Raw genomic sequence first — 17,487 nt, forward strand, 5'->3', positions numbered from 1 at the left:
CCTATGTTGGTTTACTGCGTGCTTACTGCGCGGCTGCGTTCTTGTGCAAATGCAGCGGCAAGGCGGATTCGAAATTGAGGCGCTGGCGGTTCGCCTCGACTTGCGTCAGGGCTTCCACTTCGCGCATCGTCTGCATCGAGCGCACGGCCAGTTCGTGGTACTGGCCCGTGCCCGAGCTTTTCCATTTGATTTCATCGTCGGTCAATGAGCGCAGTACCTTCGCGGGCGTGCCCACCACCATGCTGCGCGGCGCGACGAGCATGCCCGCCTTGACGAAACTCATGGCCGCGACGATGGATTCCTCGCCGATGATGGCGTTATCCATCACCACCGCGTTCATGCCGACGAGCGCGTTGCGGCCGATGCGGCAGCCATGCAGCACGGCGCCATGGCCGATATGGCCGTCGACTTCGACCACCGTGTCGCAGCCGGGAAAACCGTGCATGACGCAGGTGTCCTGCAGATTGGCCCCCTCTTCCAGGATCAATCGGCCGAAGTCGCCGCGGATCGAGGCCAGCGGACCGATGTAGCAGCGCGGGCCGACGATCACGTCGCCGATCAGCACGGCCGACGGGTGCACATAGGCGCTGGGGTGGACGACGGGGATGACGCCGTTGATTTCATATACCTTGACCATACAGACTCCTTACATGCCCAGATAGGCGCTTTGTACCTGCTCGTTATGCAGCAATTCAGGGCCGGGACCGGACAATGTGATGGCGCCCGTCTCGATCACGTAGCCCACGTCGGCGATCGACAGGGCGGCGTGCGCGTTCTGCTCGACGAGGAAGATGGTGATGCCCTGGTCGCGCAATTCGGCCACGATGCGGAAGATTTCCGCGATCAGGAGCGGCGCCAGGCCCATGCTCGGTTCGTCGAGCAGCAGCAGTTGCGGGCGGCCCATCAGCGCGCGCGCCATGGCCAGCATCTGCTGCTGTCCGCCCGATAAGGTCCCGGCCAGCAGCAGGCGCTTTTCCTTCAGGATCGGGAACAGGCCGTACATGCGCTCCATGTCGCCCGCCACGTCCTGCGCCGGGCGCGTGAAGGCACCCAGGCGCAGATTGTCTTCCACCGTCATGGGGCCGAACACTTGCCGCCCTTCCGGCACCTGGCAGATGCCGGCGCGCACGCGCCTGTCGGCGCTCATGCGGCTGACGTCCTGGCCGGCGAAGACGATGCTGCCGGCGCTGATCGGCTGCACGCCGGAAATCGCCCGCAACAAGGTCGTCTTGCCGGCGCCATTCGCGCCCACCAGCGCCACCAGCTGGCCCTGGCGCACCTGCAGGTCGATGCCGTGCAAGGCCTGGATGCGGCCGTAATGGCTGGTCAACCCTTTGATATCGAGCACCAGCGGTGATTGAGGTTTTTCCATCGTCATGCAGCCACTCCCAGATATGCCGCCACCACGTCGGGGTTCGCGCGCACTTCGGCGGCGGTCCCTTCGGCCAGCTTCTTGCCATAGTCGAGCACCAGGATATGGTCCGACAGATTCATCACCAGTTTCATGTCATGCTCGACCAGCACCACCGTCACGCCCGATTGCGCCACCTTGCGGATCAAGGCTTCGATCTCGCCCGTCTCCGTGTGGTTCAGGCCAGCCGCCGGTTCATCGAGCAACAGCACTTTCGGCTTGGCCGCCAGCGCGCGCGCGATCTCCAGGCGCTTCAAGGCGCCATACGACATCTGCCCCGCCTCGTCGTCCACATGGCGACCGACGCCGACGAATTCCATCAGGCTGGCCGCCTCGTCGCGGCAAGCCGCATCCGCGCGGCGCACGGACGGCAGGCGCAGCATGGAGGCGAACAGGTTCTGGTTCAGGCGCAAATGCGCGCCTACCATCACGTTGTCGATGGCCGTCATGTTCATGCACACCTGCAGATTCTGGAAGGTGCGGCTCATGCCGCGCCGCGCCAGCGCATCGGGCGGCATGGCGGCCACGTTCTCGCCATTGAGCAAAATCTCGCCCTTGCTCGGCGTGTACACGCCCGTGATCAGGTTGAACAGCGTCGTCTTGCCGGCGCCGTTCGGCCCGATCACGGAATGGATATTGCCTTCCTTGACGGTAAAGCTCACATCCTGCACCGCGTGCACGCCGCCGAAGCTCTTGCTCAGATTCTTAATCGTCAGCATGTCACACCTCCTGCGCGGATTTGACGGGCGCCTTGGGCGCGGTTGGCCCCCCTGCCCGCTTGCGCGAACGGCTGGCCAGGCTCGGTACCAGGCCTTTCGGCATGAAGATCATGGTGGCCATCAGGATCACGCCGAACACCACCGTTTCCCAGCCTTCAAAACTGGACAGCAGCTGCGGCAGGACCGTCAGCAGGGCCGCGCCGATGATGGAACCGAAGATCGACGCCATGCCGCCCACCACCACCATCGTCACCAGCTCGATCGAGTGGAAGAAGCCGGCCAGGTTGGGCGTGATGAAGCCGATGTAGTGGGCGCTGATGCTGCCCGCGATGCTGGCGATCACCGCCGACAGCACGAACACGCGCACCTTGAAGCGGGTCGTGTCGACGCCGACCACGCGGGCCGCCACTTCCGAGCCGTGGATGGCCTGCAGCGCGCGCCCGACGGGCGAATCGATCAGGTTTAGGGCCAGCCACGTGACCAGCAACAGCAGCACGGCGCACACCAGGTACCACGATTTTTCACCGGCGATTTCCAGGCCGGCGACACTGAAGGCGGACACGCCGATGCCGTCCGGGCCGCCCGTCCACTGCGTCTCGTTGTTGATGACGATGGAAATGATGATGCCCAGGCCCAGGGTCGCCATGGCCAGGGTATGCCCCTTGAGCTTCAGGACGGGACGCGCCAGCAGCAGCGCCAGCAGCCCCGTGGCGACGGCGCCCGCCGCCAGCGCGGCCAGCGGCGGCCAGCCGTAGTGCGTGGTCAGCACGGCCGACGCATACGCGCCCAGGCCATAGAAACCCGCATGGCCCAGGCTGATCTGGCCCGTATAGCCCATCAGCAGGTTCAGGCCGATGACGACGATGGCGTTCAGGGCGATGCGGATCGCCACGTCATAGTAGAACGCATTGCTGAGAAACAGCGGCAGGATGGCCAGCACCAGAGCCAGCACCAGCAAGCCGCCGTGGCGCGAGCGTGTAAGAAAGTTGGTCATACACGCTCCGAATTTTTAGCGCCAAACAAGCCTTGCGGCAGGAAGAACAGGATCAATAAAATCAGCACGAAAGGCACGGCGTCCTTGTAGGCCGAGGAGATGTAGCCGGCCGTCATGGCTTCGGCGATGCCCAGGATCAGGCCACCGGCAATCGCGCCCGCGCCGCCACCGAGGCCACCCAACACGGCGGCGACAAAGCCTTTCAGGCCCAGCATGATGCCCGCGTCATACGAGGTATACGTGATCGGTGCGACAAGGATGCCGCCCGCCGCGCCCAGGAGCGCCGACAGGCCGAACGAGAACAGCAGCACCTTGCGCGTATTGATGCCCACCAGTTGCGCGGCCAGCTTGTTGTGCGAAGTGGCCAGCATGGCCTTGCCCATCAGGGTACGGCCGAAGAACCAGCCCAGCACCAGCACGATGACGACCGTCACGCCCAACACCCACAGGCTTTGCGGCAGCAGGCTGGCGCCCAGAAATTCGATCGGCGCATCGCCGGAAAAGGCCGGCAGCGAGTGCGTATCCTTGCCCAGCCAGATTTGCACGAGGCCGCGCAGCACCAGCGAGGCGCCGATCGTGATGATCAACAGGGTGATGACCTGCGCGTTCTGCGCCGGCTCGATCACGGTTTTTTCCATCAGCAGGCCGACGATGCCGGTGGCGATGACGGCCAGGATGATGGCGAGCGGCAGCGGCACGCCGGCGGCCGACATCACGGCAGCCAGCATCCCGCCCAGCATGATGAATTCGCCCTGGGCGAAGTTGATCACGCCGCTGGTGTTGTAGATGATGGTAAAGCCCAGCGCCGCCAGCGCGTAGGCGGAACCGACCGTCATCCCGGAATACAGAAATTGTAGAAATTGAGCGACTTCCATGGTGTCTCCATTATGTTCGGCTATGCGCGGGCCGCCTTCGAGGGCGGCCTCGCGCAGGTACTCTGGCTTACATCACTTCGACAATTGCCATTCGCCGTTCTTCACTTCGACCATGCGGAAAGCCGACAGGTCCAGGCCCATGTGGTCTTTCGCCGACATGTTGAAGACACCGGTGGTACCGACAAAACCCTTGGTCGTTTCCAGCGCCGTGCGCACTTTTTCGCGGTCCGTGCCGCCGGCGCGCTTGATGGCGTCGACCGACAGGTTCAGGGCGTCGAGCGCATAGCCACCAAAGGTCGACGGATCGATCTTGTAGCGGTCTTTATACGTCTTGTCGTAGCCGACGACGACGGCCTTCTGCGCGTCGCTGTCGGGCAGCATGGCGCCGATCAGCAGGGCCGGCGTCGGCAGGCGCACGCCTTCGGCGGCCTTGCCCGACAATTTCAGGTATTCGTCCGACGCCACGCCGTGCGACTGGTACAGCGGCAGCGCGGCCATGCCCAGCTGGCCGTAGTTCTTGGTGACGACGGCCGGGCCCTGGCCCAGGCCGAAGACGAAGACGGCTTGCACGCCAGCGGTGTTCTTGATGCGCGTGAGCTGCGCCGTGATGTCCGTGTCTTTCGGACCGTAGGTTTCATCGGCCACCAGCGTGATGCCATATTTGGACGCGACGATCTGCGACTCCTTGCGGCCCGAGGCGCCGAAGCCGCTCGTTTCCGACAGCAGGCCCACCTTGCTGATGCCGCGCTTCTTCATGTCCTCGAACACCTTCTCGGCCGCCATGCGGTCCGTGTGCGGCGTCTTGAAGACCCATTTCTTGACCGGATCGATGATGACCACGGCGCCCGCCAGCGAGATGAACGGCATGCTGGCGCGCTCCACCAGCGGCGCCATCGCCATCGTCGCGCCGGTGGTGGTGCCGCCGATCAGCACGTCGACCTTGTCCGACTCGATCAGGCGCTTGGTAAAACCGTTGGCCTTGGCCGCATCGCTGCCGTCATCATAGTGCACCAGTTCCAGCTTGCGCCCCAGGACGCCGCCGGCCGCGTTGATCTTTTCGATATACAGCTGCAGGGTTTTCAGTTCCGGGTCGCCCAGGAAGGCGGCCGGTCCCGTGACGGACAGCACGGAACCGATCTTGATGTTGTCGGCCGCATACGCGCCCGCGGCGGACATGGCCAGCACGCCGGCGATCAGGGTTTTCTTGAAGATATTGGCAATCATTGTGGTCTCCACCAGGTTGGCACTACGGTCAATATATGGTCGGCGCTTTTTTACCAGCCTGCGCCTTTTTTGTTTTTACTTTGTTTTTACTTTGTTTTTACGCGTTCATACGCGTTCATACGCGTTCAATTACTACGGCAATACCCTGCCCCACGCCGATGCACATGGTGCACAGCGCATAGCGCCCGCCCGTGCGTTCCAGCTGGTTCAATGCGGCCATCACCAGGCGCGCGCCCGAGGCGCCCAGCGGGTGGCCGATGGCGATCGCCCCGCCATTCGGATTCACGTGGGCCGCATCGTCCGCCAGGCCCAGGTCGCGCGTCACGGCCAGGGCCTGCGCGGCGAACGCTTCATTGAGTTCGATCACGTCCATCTGCTCGATGGTCAATCCTGTTTGCGCCAGCACCTTGCGCGACGCCGGCGACGGGCCAAAGCCCATGATGCGCGGCGCCAGGCCGGCCGTGGCCATGCCCAGCACTTTTGCGCGCGGCGTCAACTTGTATTTGTCGACGGCGGCGGCGGACGCCAGCAGGATGGCGCAGGCGCCGTCGTTCAAGCCCGAGGCATTGCCGGCCGTGACCGTGCCGTCAGCCTTGACCACGCCTTTCAGTTTCGCCAGCATCTCGATCGAGGTGTCCGGGCGCGGATGTTCATCCGTCGTCACCATTTTCGGATCGCCCTTCTTTTGCGGCACGGCGACGGGCACGATTTCACGCTCGAACACGCCGGCCGCGTGGGCTGCCGCCCAGCGCTGCTGGCTGCGCAAGGCCAGAGCATCCTGGTCGGCGCGGCTGATGCCAAATTCCACGGCCACGTTTTCCGCCGTTTCCGGCATGGTGTCGATGCCGTACTGGGTTTTCATCTTGCCGTTCACGAAGCGCCAGCCCAGGGTCGTGTCCTCGATTTTCGCCGCGCGCGAAAAAGCGCTGTCGGCCTTGCCCATCACGAAAGGCGCGCGCGTCATGCTTTCCACGCCGCCGGCGATGATCAGTTCCGCCTCGCCCGCCTTGATGGAGCGGGCGGCGAGACCCACGGCGTCCAGGCTGGAGCCGCACAGGCGGTTGATGGTGTTGCCCGGCACCGCCGCCGGCAAGCCGGCCAGCAGCGCGGCCATGCGGCCCACGTTGCGGTTGTCTTCGCCCGCCTGGTTGGCGCAGCCGTAGAACACGTCGTCGATGGCGGACCAGTCGACGGACGGGTTGCGGGTGATCAGCGCGGCGATCGGCAGCGCACCCAGGTCGTCGGCGCGCACGCTGGACAGCGCGCCGCCATAGCGGCCGAAAGGCGTGCGCACGGCGTCACAGATAAAGGCTTCGTTCATGTTGGCTTCCTTGTTCGGGCTATCAGGAGAAAATCTTCGGGCGCTGGTCGACCACGCGGCGGGCCTTGCCCGTCAGCGTGCGTTCGATGCCGGCAGCGGCCACCAGGCGCACGCGCGTGCTCACGCCCACGTGCGTCTTGATGCGGTGCTCCAGCTCGCGCGCCAGGGCGTCCGTCTCGCTGGCCGAGATGGTGGCGGTCAGGTCGATGCGCAGCTCGGCGATCACTTCGAGCTTGTCGAGGTGGCCGTCGCGCGTGACCACCAGCTGGTATTGCGGCGCCAGCTTCGGCATTTTGAGGATCAGCTCTTCGATCTGCGTGGGGAAGACGTTCACACCGCGGATGATCAGCATGTCGTCCGAACGGCCCGTGATCTTGCCGATGCGGCGCATCGAGCGCGAGGTCGGCGGCAGCAAACGGGTCAGGTCGCGCGTGCGGTAGCGGATGATGGGCAGCGCTTCCTTCGACAGCGAGGTAAACACCAGCTCGCCCTCCGCGCCGTCCGGCAGCACTTCGCCCGTTTCCGGGTCGATGATCTCCGGGTAAAAATGGTCTTCCCAGATGACGGGACCATCCTTGCTTTCGATGCATTCGGACGCCACGCCAGGCCCCATCACTTCGGACAAGCCGTAGATGTCCACGGCGTCGATGCCGGCGCGCGCCTCGATTTCCGAGCGCATGGCGTCCGTCCACGGCTCGGCGCCGAAGATGCCCACTTTCAGCGACGATTCGGCCGGATCCAGACCCTGGCGCGTGAATTCCTCGATGATGTTGAGCATGTACGACGGCGTGACCATGATGATGGACGGCTTGAAATCCTGGATCAATTGCACCTGCTTTTCCGTCTGCCCGCCGGACATCGGGATGACCGTGCAGCCCAGACGTTCGGCGCCGTAATGCGCGCCCAGGCCGCCCGTGAACAGGCCATAGCCGTAGGAGATATGCACCATGTCGCCCGCGCGGCCGCCGCCGGCGCGGATCGAGCGCGCCACCACGTTGGCCCAGGTATCGATGTCGTTCTGCGTATAGCCGACCACCGTGGCCTTGCCCGTGGTGCCGCTCGAGGCGTGGATGCGCACCACTTGCTCGCGCGGCACGGCGAACAGGCCGAACGGGTAATTGTCGCGCAAGACCTTTTTATCGGTGAACGGGAATTTCGCCAGGTCGGACAAGGATTTGAGGTCGTCCGGATGCACGCCTGCGGCGTCAAAAGCGGCGCGGTAATGGGGCACGTTGTCATACGCGTGCTTGAGCGTCCATTGCATGCGTTCGAGCTGCAGCGCCTGCAGTTCATCCTTGCTGGCGCGCTCGATCGGCTCGAGGTCATTCGGGGCGGGAATTCGTTGGACCATCTCTGTCTCCTAATCGGTTCTTTAACTATTTAAAGCTGCAACGGCAGTTCAAGCCTGCTCTTGTACCTTCAATCACTAATGACTGTACCCGCCACGCGGATCGATTTGCCGCGGAATAGCGCGATGGCGCGGCCGTCCTGGTTGCTGACCTTGACGTCGTAGACGCCGCTTTTTCCCGCCAGCGCCTGTTCGACGGCATGCGCCGTCAGCACGTCGCCCTCGCGGCCCGGCGCCAGGTAATCGATGGTGCAGCCGGCGCCCACCGTGTTCATGTTGTAGCTGTTGCAGGCAAATGCGAAGGCGCTGTCGGCCAGGGCAAAGATAAAACCGCCATGGCAGGTCTGGTGGCCATTGAGCATGTCGGCGCGCACCGTCATCGTCATGCGCGCATGGCCTGGCCCCACTTCGGCCAGGGCGATGCCCATGGCGGCGGTGGCGTTGTCGCGCGACAGCATGGAGGCGGCGGCAGCTTCGGCCAGGGCCTGGGCGGCGTGGATAGGGTCTTCCTTATGCATGAAACGGTGCTCCATTGGCGAGTTTGCGGCGCAGCAGCGGCGAGACGCGGTAGCGGTCTTCGCCATAGCCCAGCGCCAGGTGGTGCAGCACGGCGACGATGTGCTGGACGCCGACGGCATCGGCCCAGGCCAGCGGTCCGCGCGGGTAATTGACGCCCTTCTGCATGGCGATATCGACGGCGGCCACCGTGCACACGCCCTGGTTGACGGCGTCGGCCGCCTCGTTGGCCAGCATGGCGACGGTGCGCATGACGGCCATGCCCGGCACGTCGTCCAGGCGCGTGACGATGAAACCGGCCGCCTGGAACAGGCCGACGACGGCCGCATAGGCGGCGTCGCTGCACTGGTCGGCACGGGCCACGGCGATGCGCCTGGCCCCCGCGTAATCGAGCGCCAGGTCGAACAGCACCGTGTCCGGATGCTGGTTGTCGTGCGCGCGCTGGGTGGCGCTGCGCCCGTCCGTCAGATAGATCGCGGCGCCATGGCAATGCAGGGCGGGCGCCTCGTCGTGCGCCTGGCCTTCCTGCGTGACGCGGCGGCTGACCGTGATGCCGGCCTGTTCCAGGCGCTGCACCAGGCTGCGAATGATGCCGCTGTGGCCACGGCCATCGCCGCCGACGGCGGCCGACAGGGCGACGAATTCCGGGGTCGCTTGCGGGCCTTCCGCCTGCGCCACGGGGGCAACTGCGCCTTCGCCGTACAGGTAAAAGCCGCGGCCTGCCTTGCGGCCGAGGAAACCGGCGTTGACCATTTCCTGCTGCAGCACGGACGGCGTGAAGCGCGGGTCGTTGAAGTAGGCGCCGAACACGGACTGCGTGACGGAGAAATTCACGTCGTGGCCAATCAAGTCCATCAGTTCGAATGGCCCCATGCGGAAGCCGCCCGCTTCGCGCAGCACGGCATCGATGGTGGCGGCGTCGCCCGCCTGTTCGTTCAAGAGGCGCCAGCCTTCCGCGTAAAACGGACGGGCGACGCGGTTGACGATGAAGCCGGGCGTCGATTTCGCATGCACGGGGCTCTTGCCCCAGGCGATAGCCGTGTCGTAGACGGTGGCGGCCACCTGTTCGCTGGTGGCCAGGCCTTCGACCACTTCGACCAGCGCCATCAGGGGTACGGGATTAAAGAAATGCATGCCGACCAGGCGTTCCGGGCGGCGCAGCTTGGCGGCGATGGCCGTGACGGAAATCGACGAGGTGTTCGTCGCCAGGATGCAGTCGTCGCCGACCAAGGCTTCCAGCTCGGCGAACAGGCCGCGCTTGACGTCGAGGTTTTCCACGATGGCTTCCACCACCAGGGCAGAGTCGCTCACATCGGCCAGGCTGCCGGCCGCCTGCAGGCGCGCCGTGGCGGCGGCCGCTTCGCCGGCCGTCATGCGGCCCTTCTCGGCCAGCTTCGCATACATTTTCGCGATGTCGGCCAGCGCCTTGCTGACGGCTTCCGCACGCGTGTCGTACAGTTTCACACGGTAGCCGGCGGCCGCGGCCACCTGCGCGATGCCGGCGCCCATGGCGCCGCTGCCGATGACGGCGACGATACTGTTGTTTGCCAATGCGGTCATGTCAATGTCCCTTGAATTGCGGTGCGCGCTTTTCCATGAAGGCGGCGACGCCTTCGCGATAATCGTCGCTGTTACCGAGATCGCTCATCATGCGCGCTTCCAGCGCCAGCTGCTGCGGCAGGGTATTGGCGCCGCTGGCGGCCAGCGCCTGCTTGGTATACGCCAGGCCCTTGGTCGGTGCGGTGGAAAAGTGCACGGCCAGCTTGCGCGTTTCCTGCGCCAGTTCGGCGTCGTCCACGCATTTCCAGATCAAGCCCCAGTCTTCCGCTTTTTCCGCCGTCAGTTTTTCGCCGAGCATGGCCAGGCCCATGGCGCGCGCGGAGCCGATCAGGCGTGGCAGGAAAAAGGTGCCGCCCGTGTCCGGAATCAGGCCCAGTTTGCAGAACACCTCGACGAAGCTGGCCGACTTGCCGGCGATGACGATGTCGCACGCCAGCGCCAGGTTGGCGCCCGCGCCGGCGGCCACGCCGTTGACGGCGCAGATCACGGGCATCGGCAAGGCCTTCAAGGCCAGCACCAGCGGCGCGTAGTTCTTTTCCACCGACTCGCCCAGGTCCACGCCCTTCGAGCCCGGTTCCACGGCGCGGTCGGACAAGTCCTGGCCCGCGCAAAAACCGCGGCCCGCGCCCGTCAGCACGAACACGCGCACGGCGCTGTCGGCGTTGACTTTGGCGATGGCGTCGCGCACTTCCTCGTGCATGGCCTGCGTAAAGCTATTGAGCTTGTCGGGACGGTTCAGGGTGAGCGTGGCGATGCCCTGCTCGATGGTGAAGAGGATGTTTTGGTAGGTCATGGCGTCTCGCTTTTGTAATGGATACGGCAGGGCGTCAGCCCTGCGCCGGCTTTATTCTGCCTGGTCGAAATCGACCACGACCTTGTCGGTCAATGGAAAACTCTGGCAACTGAGGACGAAGCCGCGCGCCACTTCATAGTCTTCCAGCGCGTAATTGACGTCCATTTCGACCTTGCCATCGAGGATCTTGCAGCGGCAGGTCGAGCACACGCCGCCCTTGCACGAGTAGCGCATGTCCAGCCCCGCTCGCAGGCCCGCGTCGAGGATGGATTCCTTGTCCTTGTCCATCGTGAAGGTGGTGTGGTTGCCATCCATGATGACGGTCACTTCCGTTTCCTGCACGACGCCCGCGTCGAACTGGGCGCGCGGTTTGTGGGCGTTTTTCGGGATGCTGGCGGCGAACAGCTCGATCTTGATGTTCTGCTTGGGCATGCCGGCCGCCTGCAGGGCGGCGGAAACGCCCAGCATCATGTCTTCCGGGCCGCAGATGAAGGCGTTGTCGTAGTCTTCCACGCGGATCCAGTGCTGCAGGAATTGCTCGCATTTTTCCTGCGTGATGCGGCCGTTGAACAATTCGATGTCCTGCTGCTCGCGGCTCATCACGTAGACCAGGTTCAAACGCTCCAGGTACACATCCTTCAGGTCCGTCAATTCTTCCTTGAAGATGACGGACGAGGAGGCGCGGTTGCCGTAGAACAGGGTGAAGCGGCTCAGGGGTTCCGCCAGCAGGGTGGTCTTGATGATGGAGAGGATGGGCGTGATGCCGCTGCCGGCCGCGAACGCCAGGTAGTGCTTGCGGTTGACGCTGTCGAGCGGCACGTTGAAGTGGCCCATGGGCGGCATCACCTCGATGGTGGCACCGGCTTTCAGCGTGTCGTTCGCCCAGGTGGAGAAGGCGCCGCCCGGCGTGCGCTTGATGGCCACGCGCAGCGTGCCGTCCTGCACCGCCGAACAGATGGAATACGAGCGGCGCACGTCTTCCGCGTTGATGTTGGCGCGCAGGGTCAGGTGCTGGCCCTGCTGGAAGCGGAACTGCTGCTGCAGGTCAAACGGCACGTCGAACGTGACGGCGATGGTGTCGCGCGTTTCGTTGCGCACGTTCGCTACGCGCAGCGGATAAAATTTACTCATGCTTCATCTCCAGTGTCTTCGGAACGTGTGCCTGATTTTTTTAATGGCACTTGAAGTAGTCAAACGGCTCGCGGCAAGCCAGGCATTTGTACAGGGCCTTGCACGGCGTGGAGCCGAACTGGCTGGTCAGCTGCGTATGCGTGGAACCGCAGTTCGGGCAGATCACGTCCAGTTTCGGCATGGGCTGACGCTTGACGCCACCACGCAAACCGCTGATGTCGATCACCTGCTGCTGCGGCGGGGCGATGCCATAGCCTTTCAGCTTGGCCTTGCCCGCTTCGCTCATCCAGTCCGTGGTCCAGGCGGGCGCCAGCTGGTTCACCAGGGTCACCTTCGCCACGCCATGGCTGCGCAGGGCATCCGTGACGGCGTCGGCGATCACCTGCATGGCCGGGCATCCCGAATACGTGGGTGTGATCGTCACGGTGCAGGCGTCGCCGCCGGTGACTTCGACGGCGCGCACGATGCCCAGGTCCACCACCGAAATGACGGGGATTTCCGGATCAGCCACGTCGCCCAGCCAGGCCCAGACCTGGGCGGCGTCCAGCGCTGCGGCACCAGCGGCGGCGTTCATTACCACTCCGCCCCGGGGTAGGCGCGCTGCAGGAACTGCATCTCGGCCAGGATGAAACCCAGGTGCTCCGTGTGCGTGCCCTGCTTGCCGCCCTTTTGCATCCAGGCGTCGGGCGCCGGCATGACCAGCGTCGCTTCGGCGAAGATCTCGGCCACATGTTCGAGGAAGGCCTGGCGCAAGATATCCGATGGCGGCGCGATGCCGGCGGCGACCATGGCCTGCTCGACGGCGTCGTACTTGAACATCTCGCCCGTGTACATCCACAGCTTGTCGGCGGCGGCCTGCGTTTTCGCGTGGCTTTCTTCCGTGCCGTCACCGAGGCGCACGATCAGGTCACCGCTGCGGCGCAGGTGATACGTGACTTCCTTGATCGATTTTTGCGCCACTTCGACGATGCGCGCATCCGCCGATTTCGTCAGTTCCAGCAGCTGGAAATAGTGCCAGCTGTCGAAGAAGAACTGGCGCATCATGGTGTCGGCGTAATTGCCATTCGGCTGTTCGACCAGCAGGCAGTTCTTGAAGTCATGGGCGTCGCGCAGGAAGGCGATGTCGTCCTCGTCGCGGCCCGCGTTTTCCAGTTCGGCCGCATAGCTGAACCACAAACGCGTCTGGCCCAGCAAGTCCAGCGCCACGTTGGTCAGCGCCATGTCTTCTTCCAGCGCGGGACCCTTGCCGCACAGCTGCGACAGCTGCTGGCTGAGGATCAGGGCGTTGTCGCCCAGGCGCAGCAAGTAGTTAACTTTGTCATCCATTGCAGGCGCTCCCATCACAGGTTCTTGACTTCTTCCGGCATCGGGAAGAAGGTGGGATGGCGGTACACCTTGCTGTTCGACGGTTCGAACAGGGCGCCCTTGTCGCCGGGGCTGCTGGCGACGATATCGGCCGCGCGCACCACCCAGATGCTCACGCCTTCATTGCGGCGCGTGTAGACGTCGCGCGCATGGTTGACCGCCATGGTGGCGTCGGAAGCGTGCAGGCTGCCCACATGCTTGTGCGCCAGGCCGTGCTGGCTGCGGATGAAAACTTCCCACAAAGGCCATTCTTTGCTCATGTTGCTATCCCCTATCTGTCTTATTGATGTTTTCAGGCTGCCGCTTTGTTGGCAGCTTGCTTGTCGGCATAGGCGACCAGGGCATCGCGGAACCATGCGCCGTCCGCATACGCTGTCACGCGCGTTTGCAGGCGTTCGCGGTTGCACGGGCCATTGCCCTTCAGGACATTGTTGAATTCGGCCCAGTCGATCTCGCCGAATTCATAGTGGCCCGTTTCCGCATTGAACTTCAAGTCAGGATCGGGCACGGTCAGGCCCAGGTATTCGATTTGCGGCACGGTCTGGTCGACCATGCGCTGGCGCAGTTCGTCGTTCGAGAACAGCTTGATGCGCCATTGCGCCGATTGGGCGCTGTTGACGGAAGCGGCGTCGGAAGGGCCGAACATCATCAAGGACGGCCACCACCAGCGGTTCAAGGCATCTTGCGCCATGGCTTTCTGCGCCGGCGTGCCCTTGCACAGCGACATCATGATGTCGTAGCCCTGGCGCGCATGGAACGATTCTTCCTTGCAGACGCGGATCATGGCGCGCGCATACGGGCCATAGGAACAACGGCACAGGGGAATCTGGTTGATGATGGCGGAGCCGTCGACCAGCCAGCCGATGGCGCCCATGTCGGCCCACGACAGGGTCGGATAGTTGAAGATGCTGGAATATTTGGCTTTGCCCGAGTGCAAGGCGGCCAGCAAGTCGTCGCGCGACACGCCCAGGGTTTCCGCCGCGCTATACAGATACAGGCCGTGGCCCGCTTCATCCTGGATCTTCGCCAGCAGAATGGACTTGCGTTTCAGGGTGGGTGCGCGCGTGACCCAGTTACCTTCCGGCAATTGTCCGACGATTTCCGAGTGCGCGTGCTGCGAAATCTGGCGGATCAGGGTCTTGCGGTAGGCGTCCGGCATCCAGTCCTTGGCCTCGATCTTGATGCCTTCGTCGATGCGCGCCTGGAAAGCGCGCTCTTCCTGGCCCATGTCGTCGATGGAACGGACGTTCTTGAGGCCGGTTTCAACCATTTGTGCGTACATGATCTGTCTCCCATGTCTTTGATTTTGCGCAGCAACGCGGTGCGATGAACAGATAATACGATACAAAAAACGATTTGCATACACTTGATGTGAATCATTTTAAAAATTCGTATCTTGTGCAGCTTTTTTGTGCGTATGATATTGCTTATGAGAAAACACTGAGGAGCGCCACAAGCGCTTCCGGCAAATTATTGACGCGCTACCCGCGCAGCCAAGTAAACTGCTGCTTTTATTGAACCGACCGCAACACGGCCAGACCGGAACCACATGAAGAACACCCGCTGCACGGCATGGATAGCCGATTTCCTGGAAAGCGACCCACCGCGCTCGAAGTCCCTGGTGATGACGATTTTTGGCGACGCCATCGTGCCGCGCGGCGGCGCCATCTGGCTGGGCAGCCTGATCGAACTGCTGGCGCCCTTCGGCGTGAATGACCGCCTGTTGCGCACCAGCGTGTTCCGCCTGGCGCAGGAGGGCTGGCTCAGCTCGCAGCGCGACGGCCGCCGCAGCGCCTATACGATACGCCCGGAGGCGCTGGCCCGCTTCGAACGCGCCTATCGCCGCATCTATGCGCCGCTGGTGGTGCACTGGGATGGCAGTTGGACCCTGGTGATCGGGCCGGCCGGCAGCATCGGCGCCGCCGAGCGGGGCGCGCTGCGCAAGGAATTATTGTGGGCCGGTTATGGCTTGATCTCTCCCGGCATCTTTGGCCACCCGGCCAGCAATGCGGAGGCGCTGGAAGACATCCTCGTGCGCAACGAGGTGCAGGGCAAGCTGTACGTCTGCCACACCACGGAGTTGCCTGGTGTCAGCACGCGTCCCCTGCGCGACATGGTGGGCGACTGCTGGGACTTGTCGGAAGTGATGGCCGGCTACGAAAAATTCATCGCCAGCTTCCAGCCGCTGCTGACCCTGCTGCAAGAGGCGCCCGTGTTCGATGCCGAGCAAGCGTTCGTCATCCGCTCGCTGCTCACGCACGCCTACCGCCGCGTGCAATTGCACGACCCGCAATTGCCCGTCGAACTGTTACCCGAACCGTGGCCCGGCACGCAAGCCTATGCGCTGGCGCGCGACCTCTACCGCCTTACCTACGCGGCGGCCGAGCAACATATCCTGGCCACCCTGCGGCGCGAGGATGAGCAGGCGCCGGACGTGGAGCCATGGTTTTTTGAACGTTTTGGCGGCCTGAACACCTGACAAAACGTCTATGGCGGCGTTGCAGTACCTGGGCATTTTTCAGGCGTTCAGGATTTGCTCACTGCTGCGTTCACTGCTTGGCGACGACCTGCTTGGCCCCTGCCAGCAAATCCTGCCCCAGCTTTTCCAGCGCATTGGCCTGCACCAGCATGGTGTCGAGGATGGCCACGTTGAAGCTGAATTCGGCCGGCGTCGTATAGCCGGGAAAACGTATGATGCGCAGCAATTCCTGCAAGGTCGTGCCCTTGCCCAGGTGCGCCAGGGCGTCGCTGAGGGCGCCGATTTTCTTTTCCAGTTCGCGTATGTGTTTGCCGTTATCGTCCATGATGCTCTCCCTGTGTCGGAGCTTCCACGTTAGCAAAGCATGTCCTGCCTCGTTTGCGCCAGCACAAAGGCCACCGCAAAACAGGTATCATCGCGCCATTGCACACGATGCAAAACCCATACGTTTTTATCAGGAACACTCATGACCATTAAAATCAGCCAGCAATTCGACGCCGGCGCGATCGAGGTGCTGCGCGCCGACGATGCCCAATCCATCGAGCTGAACATCCGCAAGGATTCCCACGCCGACATCACGCAGTGGTTTTACTTCCGCCTGCAAGGCGCGCAAGGCGAGGCGTGCACGATCCGCTTCATGAATGCCGGCAAGTCGGCCTACCCGGACGGCTGGAAAGACTACCAGGCCGTGGCCAGCTACGACCGCGAGACCTGGTTCCGCGTGCCGACCAGCTTTGACGGCACGGTGATGACCATAGCACACACGCCGGAAGAAGAAAGCGTGTACTACGCCTACTTCGAACCGTATCCATGGGACCGCCACCTGGCCCTGATCGACAGCGCGCAAGCGTCGCCGCTGGTGCGCCTGGTCGACCTGGGCAGCACCGTGGAAGGGCGCGACATGAATCTGCTGGTGGTCGGCGACGCCGATGCCGAGAAAAAAGTCTGGGTCATCGCGCGCCAGCATCCGGGCGAGACGATGGCCGAATGGTTTGTCGAAGGCATGCTCGAAGCGTTGCTGGACCAGGCCAATCCGTTTGCCCGCCAGTGCCTGCAAGACGCCGTCTTCTACGTGGTGCCGAACATGAACCCGGATGGTTCCGTGCATGGCAACCTGCGCACCAACGCGGCCGGCGCCAACCTGAACCGCGAATGGATGACGCCGACCATGGAGCGCAGCCCGGAAGTGTTCCTGGTGAAACAGAAAATGCATGAAATCGGCTGCGACCTGTTCCTCGACGTGCATGGCGACGAAGGCTTGCCGTACGTCTTCGTGGCCGGCAGCGACGCACTGGAAAATTTCACGCCAGCACAGAAGGCCGAGCAAGACCGCTTCATCGCCGACTTCAAGGTGGCCAGCCCCGACTTCCAGGATGAGCACGGCTATGAAGACGGCCCGTTCACGCCGGAAGTGCTGACCATGGGTTCGCCCCACATCACGCACGCCTTCGGCTGCCTGGCGCTGACGCTGGAATTGCCGTTCAAGGACAATGCCAACGATCCCGACCCGCAAACGGGCTGGAGCGGCGCCCGCAGCGCCGCCCTGGGCGCGGCCGTGCTGCAGCCTATCCTGTCCACCTTGCGCGCCTGATCCGCGCAAGACACCGGCGCATCGCCCATGACGGGCCTGGCCGGCGGCGCATCAGCGGCCGCCGGCCTTTTTCCCGCCCCGTCATGGCGCAGCGCAACATCACAAGTCGTTGCCATGCTGGCCATTGCTGCCTATACTTGCCCCAGCATTTCTACCTTCC

The 17,487-nt window shown here is 63.6% G+C and carries 19 protein-coding genes; 2 read left to right on the forward strand and 17 right to left on the reverse strand.

Annotated elements, in window-relative coordinates:
• Positions 1-22: 22 nt before the first annotated feature.
• The 16 genes from paaY to paaA all read right to left on the reverse strand — a co-directional run bounded on the left by paaY (position 23) and on the right by paaA (position 14,539).
• Positions 23-637, reverse strand: a complete 615-nt coding sequence (gene paaY, locus J0O65_RS00315) for a phenylacetic acid degradation protein PaaY (protein ID WP_215403013.1) — start codon at positions 635-637, stop codon at positions 23-25.
• Positions 638-646: 9 nt separating this feature from the next.
• On the reverse strand, positions 647-1,378 hold the full coding sequence (locus tag J0O65_RS00320) for an ABC transporter ATP-binding protein (protein ID WP_152250863.1): 732 nt from the start codon (positions 1,376-1,378) through the stop codon (positions 647-649).
• Positions 1,375-2,130: an ABC transporter ATP-binding protein gene (locus J0O65_RS00325; protein ID WP_215403015.1), complete on the reverse strand. Its 756-nt coding sequence runs from the start codon at positions 2,128-2,130 to the stop codon at positions 1,375-1,377. The genes J0O65_RS00320 and J0O65_RS00325 overlap by 4 nt, the downstream gene beginning before the upstream one ends.
• Position 2,131: 1 nt before the next feature.
• Positions 2,132-3,124 (reverse strand): branched-chain amino acid ABC transporter permease, encoded by a 993-nt coding sequence (locus J0O65_RS00330; RefSeq protein WP_215403017.1) that lies wholly within the window; start codon positions 3,122-3,124, stop codon positions 2,132-2,134.
• Positions 3,121-3,999 (reverse strand): branched-chain amino acid ABC transporter permease, encoded by an 879-nt coding sequence (locus tag J0O65_RS00335; protein ID WP_034780386.1) that lies wholly within the window; start codon positions 3,997-3,999, stop codon positions 3,121-3,123. The genes J0O65_RS00330 and J0O65_RS00335 overlap by 4 nt, the downstream gene beginning before the upstream one ends.
• 72 nt (positions 4,000-4,071) lie before the next feature.
• Entirely contained in the window at positions 4,072-5,223 is a 1,152-nt protein-coding gene (locus tag J0O65_RS00340) for an ABC transporter substrate-binding protein (RefSeq protein ID WP_215403018.1), read from the reverse strand.
• A gap of 115 nt (positions 5,224-5,338) precedes the next feature.
• Positions 5,339-6,544, reverse strand: a complete 1,206-nt coding sequence (gene pcaF, locus J0O65_RS00345; protein ID WP_215403020.1) for a 3-oxoadipyl-CoA thiolase — start codon at positions 6,542-6,544, stop codon at positions 5,339-5,341.
• Positions 6,545-6,566: 22 nt separating this feature from the next.
• Positions 6,567-7,895 (reverse strand): phenylacetate--CoA ligase PaaK, encoded by a 1,329-nt coding sequence (paaK, locus tag J0O65_RS00350; protein WP_215403022.1) that lies wholly within the window; start codon positions 7,893-7,895, stop codon positions 6,567-6,569.
• Between the two features lie 68 nt (positions 7,896-7,963).
• Positions 7,964-8,410, reverse strand: a complete 447-nt coding sequence (gene paaI / locus J0O65_RS00355) for a hydroxyphenylacetyl-CoA thioesterase PaaI (protein ID WP_215403024.1) — start codon at positions 8,408-8,410, stop codon at positions 7,964-7,966.
• On the reverse strand, positions 8,403-9,968 hold the full coding sequence (gene paaH / locus J0O65_RS00360; protein WP_215403026.1) for a 3-hydroxyacyl-CoA dehydrogenase PaaH: 1,566 nt from the start codon (positions 9,966-9,968) through the stop codon (positions 8,403-8,405). The genes paaI and paaH overlap by 8 nt, the downstream gene beginning before the upstream one ends.
• 1 nt (position 9,969) lies before the next feature.
• Positions 9,970-10,761, reverse strand: coding sequence for a 2-(1,2-epoxy-1,2-dihydrophenyl)acetyl-CoA isomerase PaaG (gene paaG / locus J0O65_RS00365; RefSeq protein ID WP_215403028.1), 792 nt, complete (start codon positions 10,759-10,761; stop codon positions 9,970-9,972).
• 51 nt (positions 10,762-10,812) lie between these two features.
• Positions 10,813-11,892, reverse strand: a complete 1,080-nt coding sequence (gene paaE / locus J0O65_RS00370; protein ID WP_215403030.1) for a 1,2-phenylacetyl-CoA epoxidase subunit PaaE — start codon at positions 11,890-11,892, stop codon at positions 10,813-10,815.
• Between the two features lie 40 nt (positions 11,893-11,932).
• Positions 11,933-12,466 (reverse strand): 1,2-phenylacetyl-CoA epoxidase subunit PaaD, encoded by a 534-nt coding sequence (paaD, locus tag J0O65_RS00375; RefSeq protein WP_215403032.1) that lies wholly within the window; start codon positions 12,464-12,466, stop codon positions 11,933-11,935.
• The gene (gene paaC, locus J0O65_RS00380; RefSeq protein WP_215403034.1) at positions 12,466-13,218 is read right to left on the reverse strand and encodes a 1,2-phenylacetyl-CoA epoxidase subunit PaaC; all 753 of its coding nucleotides are present in this window, start codon (positions 13,216-13,218) and stop codon (positions 12,466-12,468) included. The genes paaD and paaC overlap by 1 nt, the downstream gene beginning before the upstream one ends.
• Positions 13,219-13,232: 14 nt before the next feature.
• Positions 13,233-13,517: a 1,2-phenylacetyl-CoA epoxidase subunit PaaB gene (gene paaB, locus J0O65_RS00385; protein ID WP_034746356.1), complete on the reverse strand. Its 285-nt coding sequence runs from the start codon at positions 13,515-13,517 to the stop codon at positions 13,233-13,235.
• Positions 13,518-13,549: 32 nt separating this feature from the next.
• The gene (paaA, locus tag J0O65_RS00390; protein ID WP_215403036.1) at positions 13,550-14,539 is read right to left on the reverse strand and encodes a 1,2-phenylacetyl-CoA epoxidase subunit PaaA; all 990 of its coding nucleotides are present in this window, start codon (positions 14,537-14,539) and stop codon (positions 13,550-13,552) included.
• Positions 14,540-14,806: 267 nt separating this feature from the next.
• Here paaA and paaX point away from each other — a divergent pair, with 267 nt between their 5' ends.
• Positions 14,807-15,736, forward strand: a complete 930-nt coding sequence (gene paaX / locus J0O65_RS00395) for a phenylacetic acid degradation operon negative regulatory protein PaaX (RefSeq protein ID WP_215403038.1) — start codon at positions 14,807-14,809, stop codon at positions 15,734-15,736.
• A gap of 70 nt (positions 15,737-15,806) precedes the next feature.
• Here the strand turns inward: paaX and J0O65_RS00400 are convergent, their stop codons facing one another.
• The gene (locus J0O65_RS00400; protein ID WP_215403041.1) at positions 15,807-16,061 is read right to left on the reverse strand and encodes a hypothetical protein; all 255 of its coding nucleotides are present in this window, start codon (positions 16,059-16,061) and stop codon (positions 15,807-15,809) included.
• A 141-nt stretch (positions 16,062-16,202) separates the two neighbouring features.
• On the opposite strand from J0O65_RS00400, the gene J0O65_RS00405 reads away from it, so the two are divergent.
• Positions 16,203-17,327: a M14 family metallopeptidase gene (locus J0O65_RS00405; protein WP_215403043.1), complete on the forward strand. Its 1,125-nt coding sequence runs from the start codon at positions 16,203-16,205 to the stop codon at positions 17,325-17,327.
• Positions 17,328-17,487: the final 160 nt, after the last annotated feature.

It is taken from the genome of Janthinobacterium sp. JC611 (genome assembly GCF_018682595.1).
GTDB lineage: Bacteria > Pseudomonadota > Gammaproteobacteria > Burkholderiales > Burkholderiaceae_D > Janthinobacterium.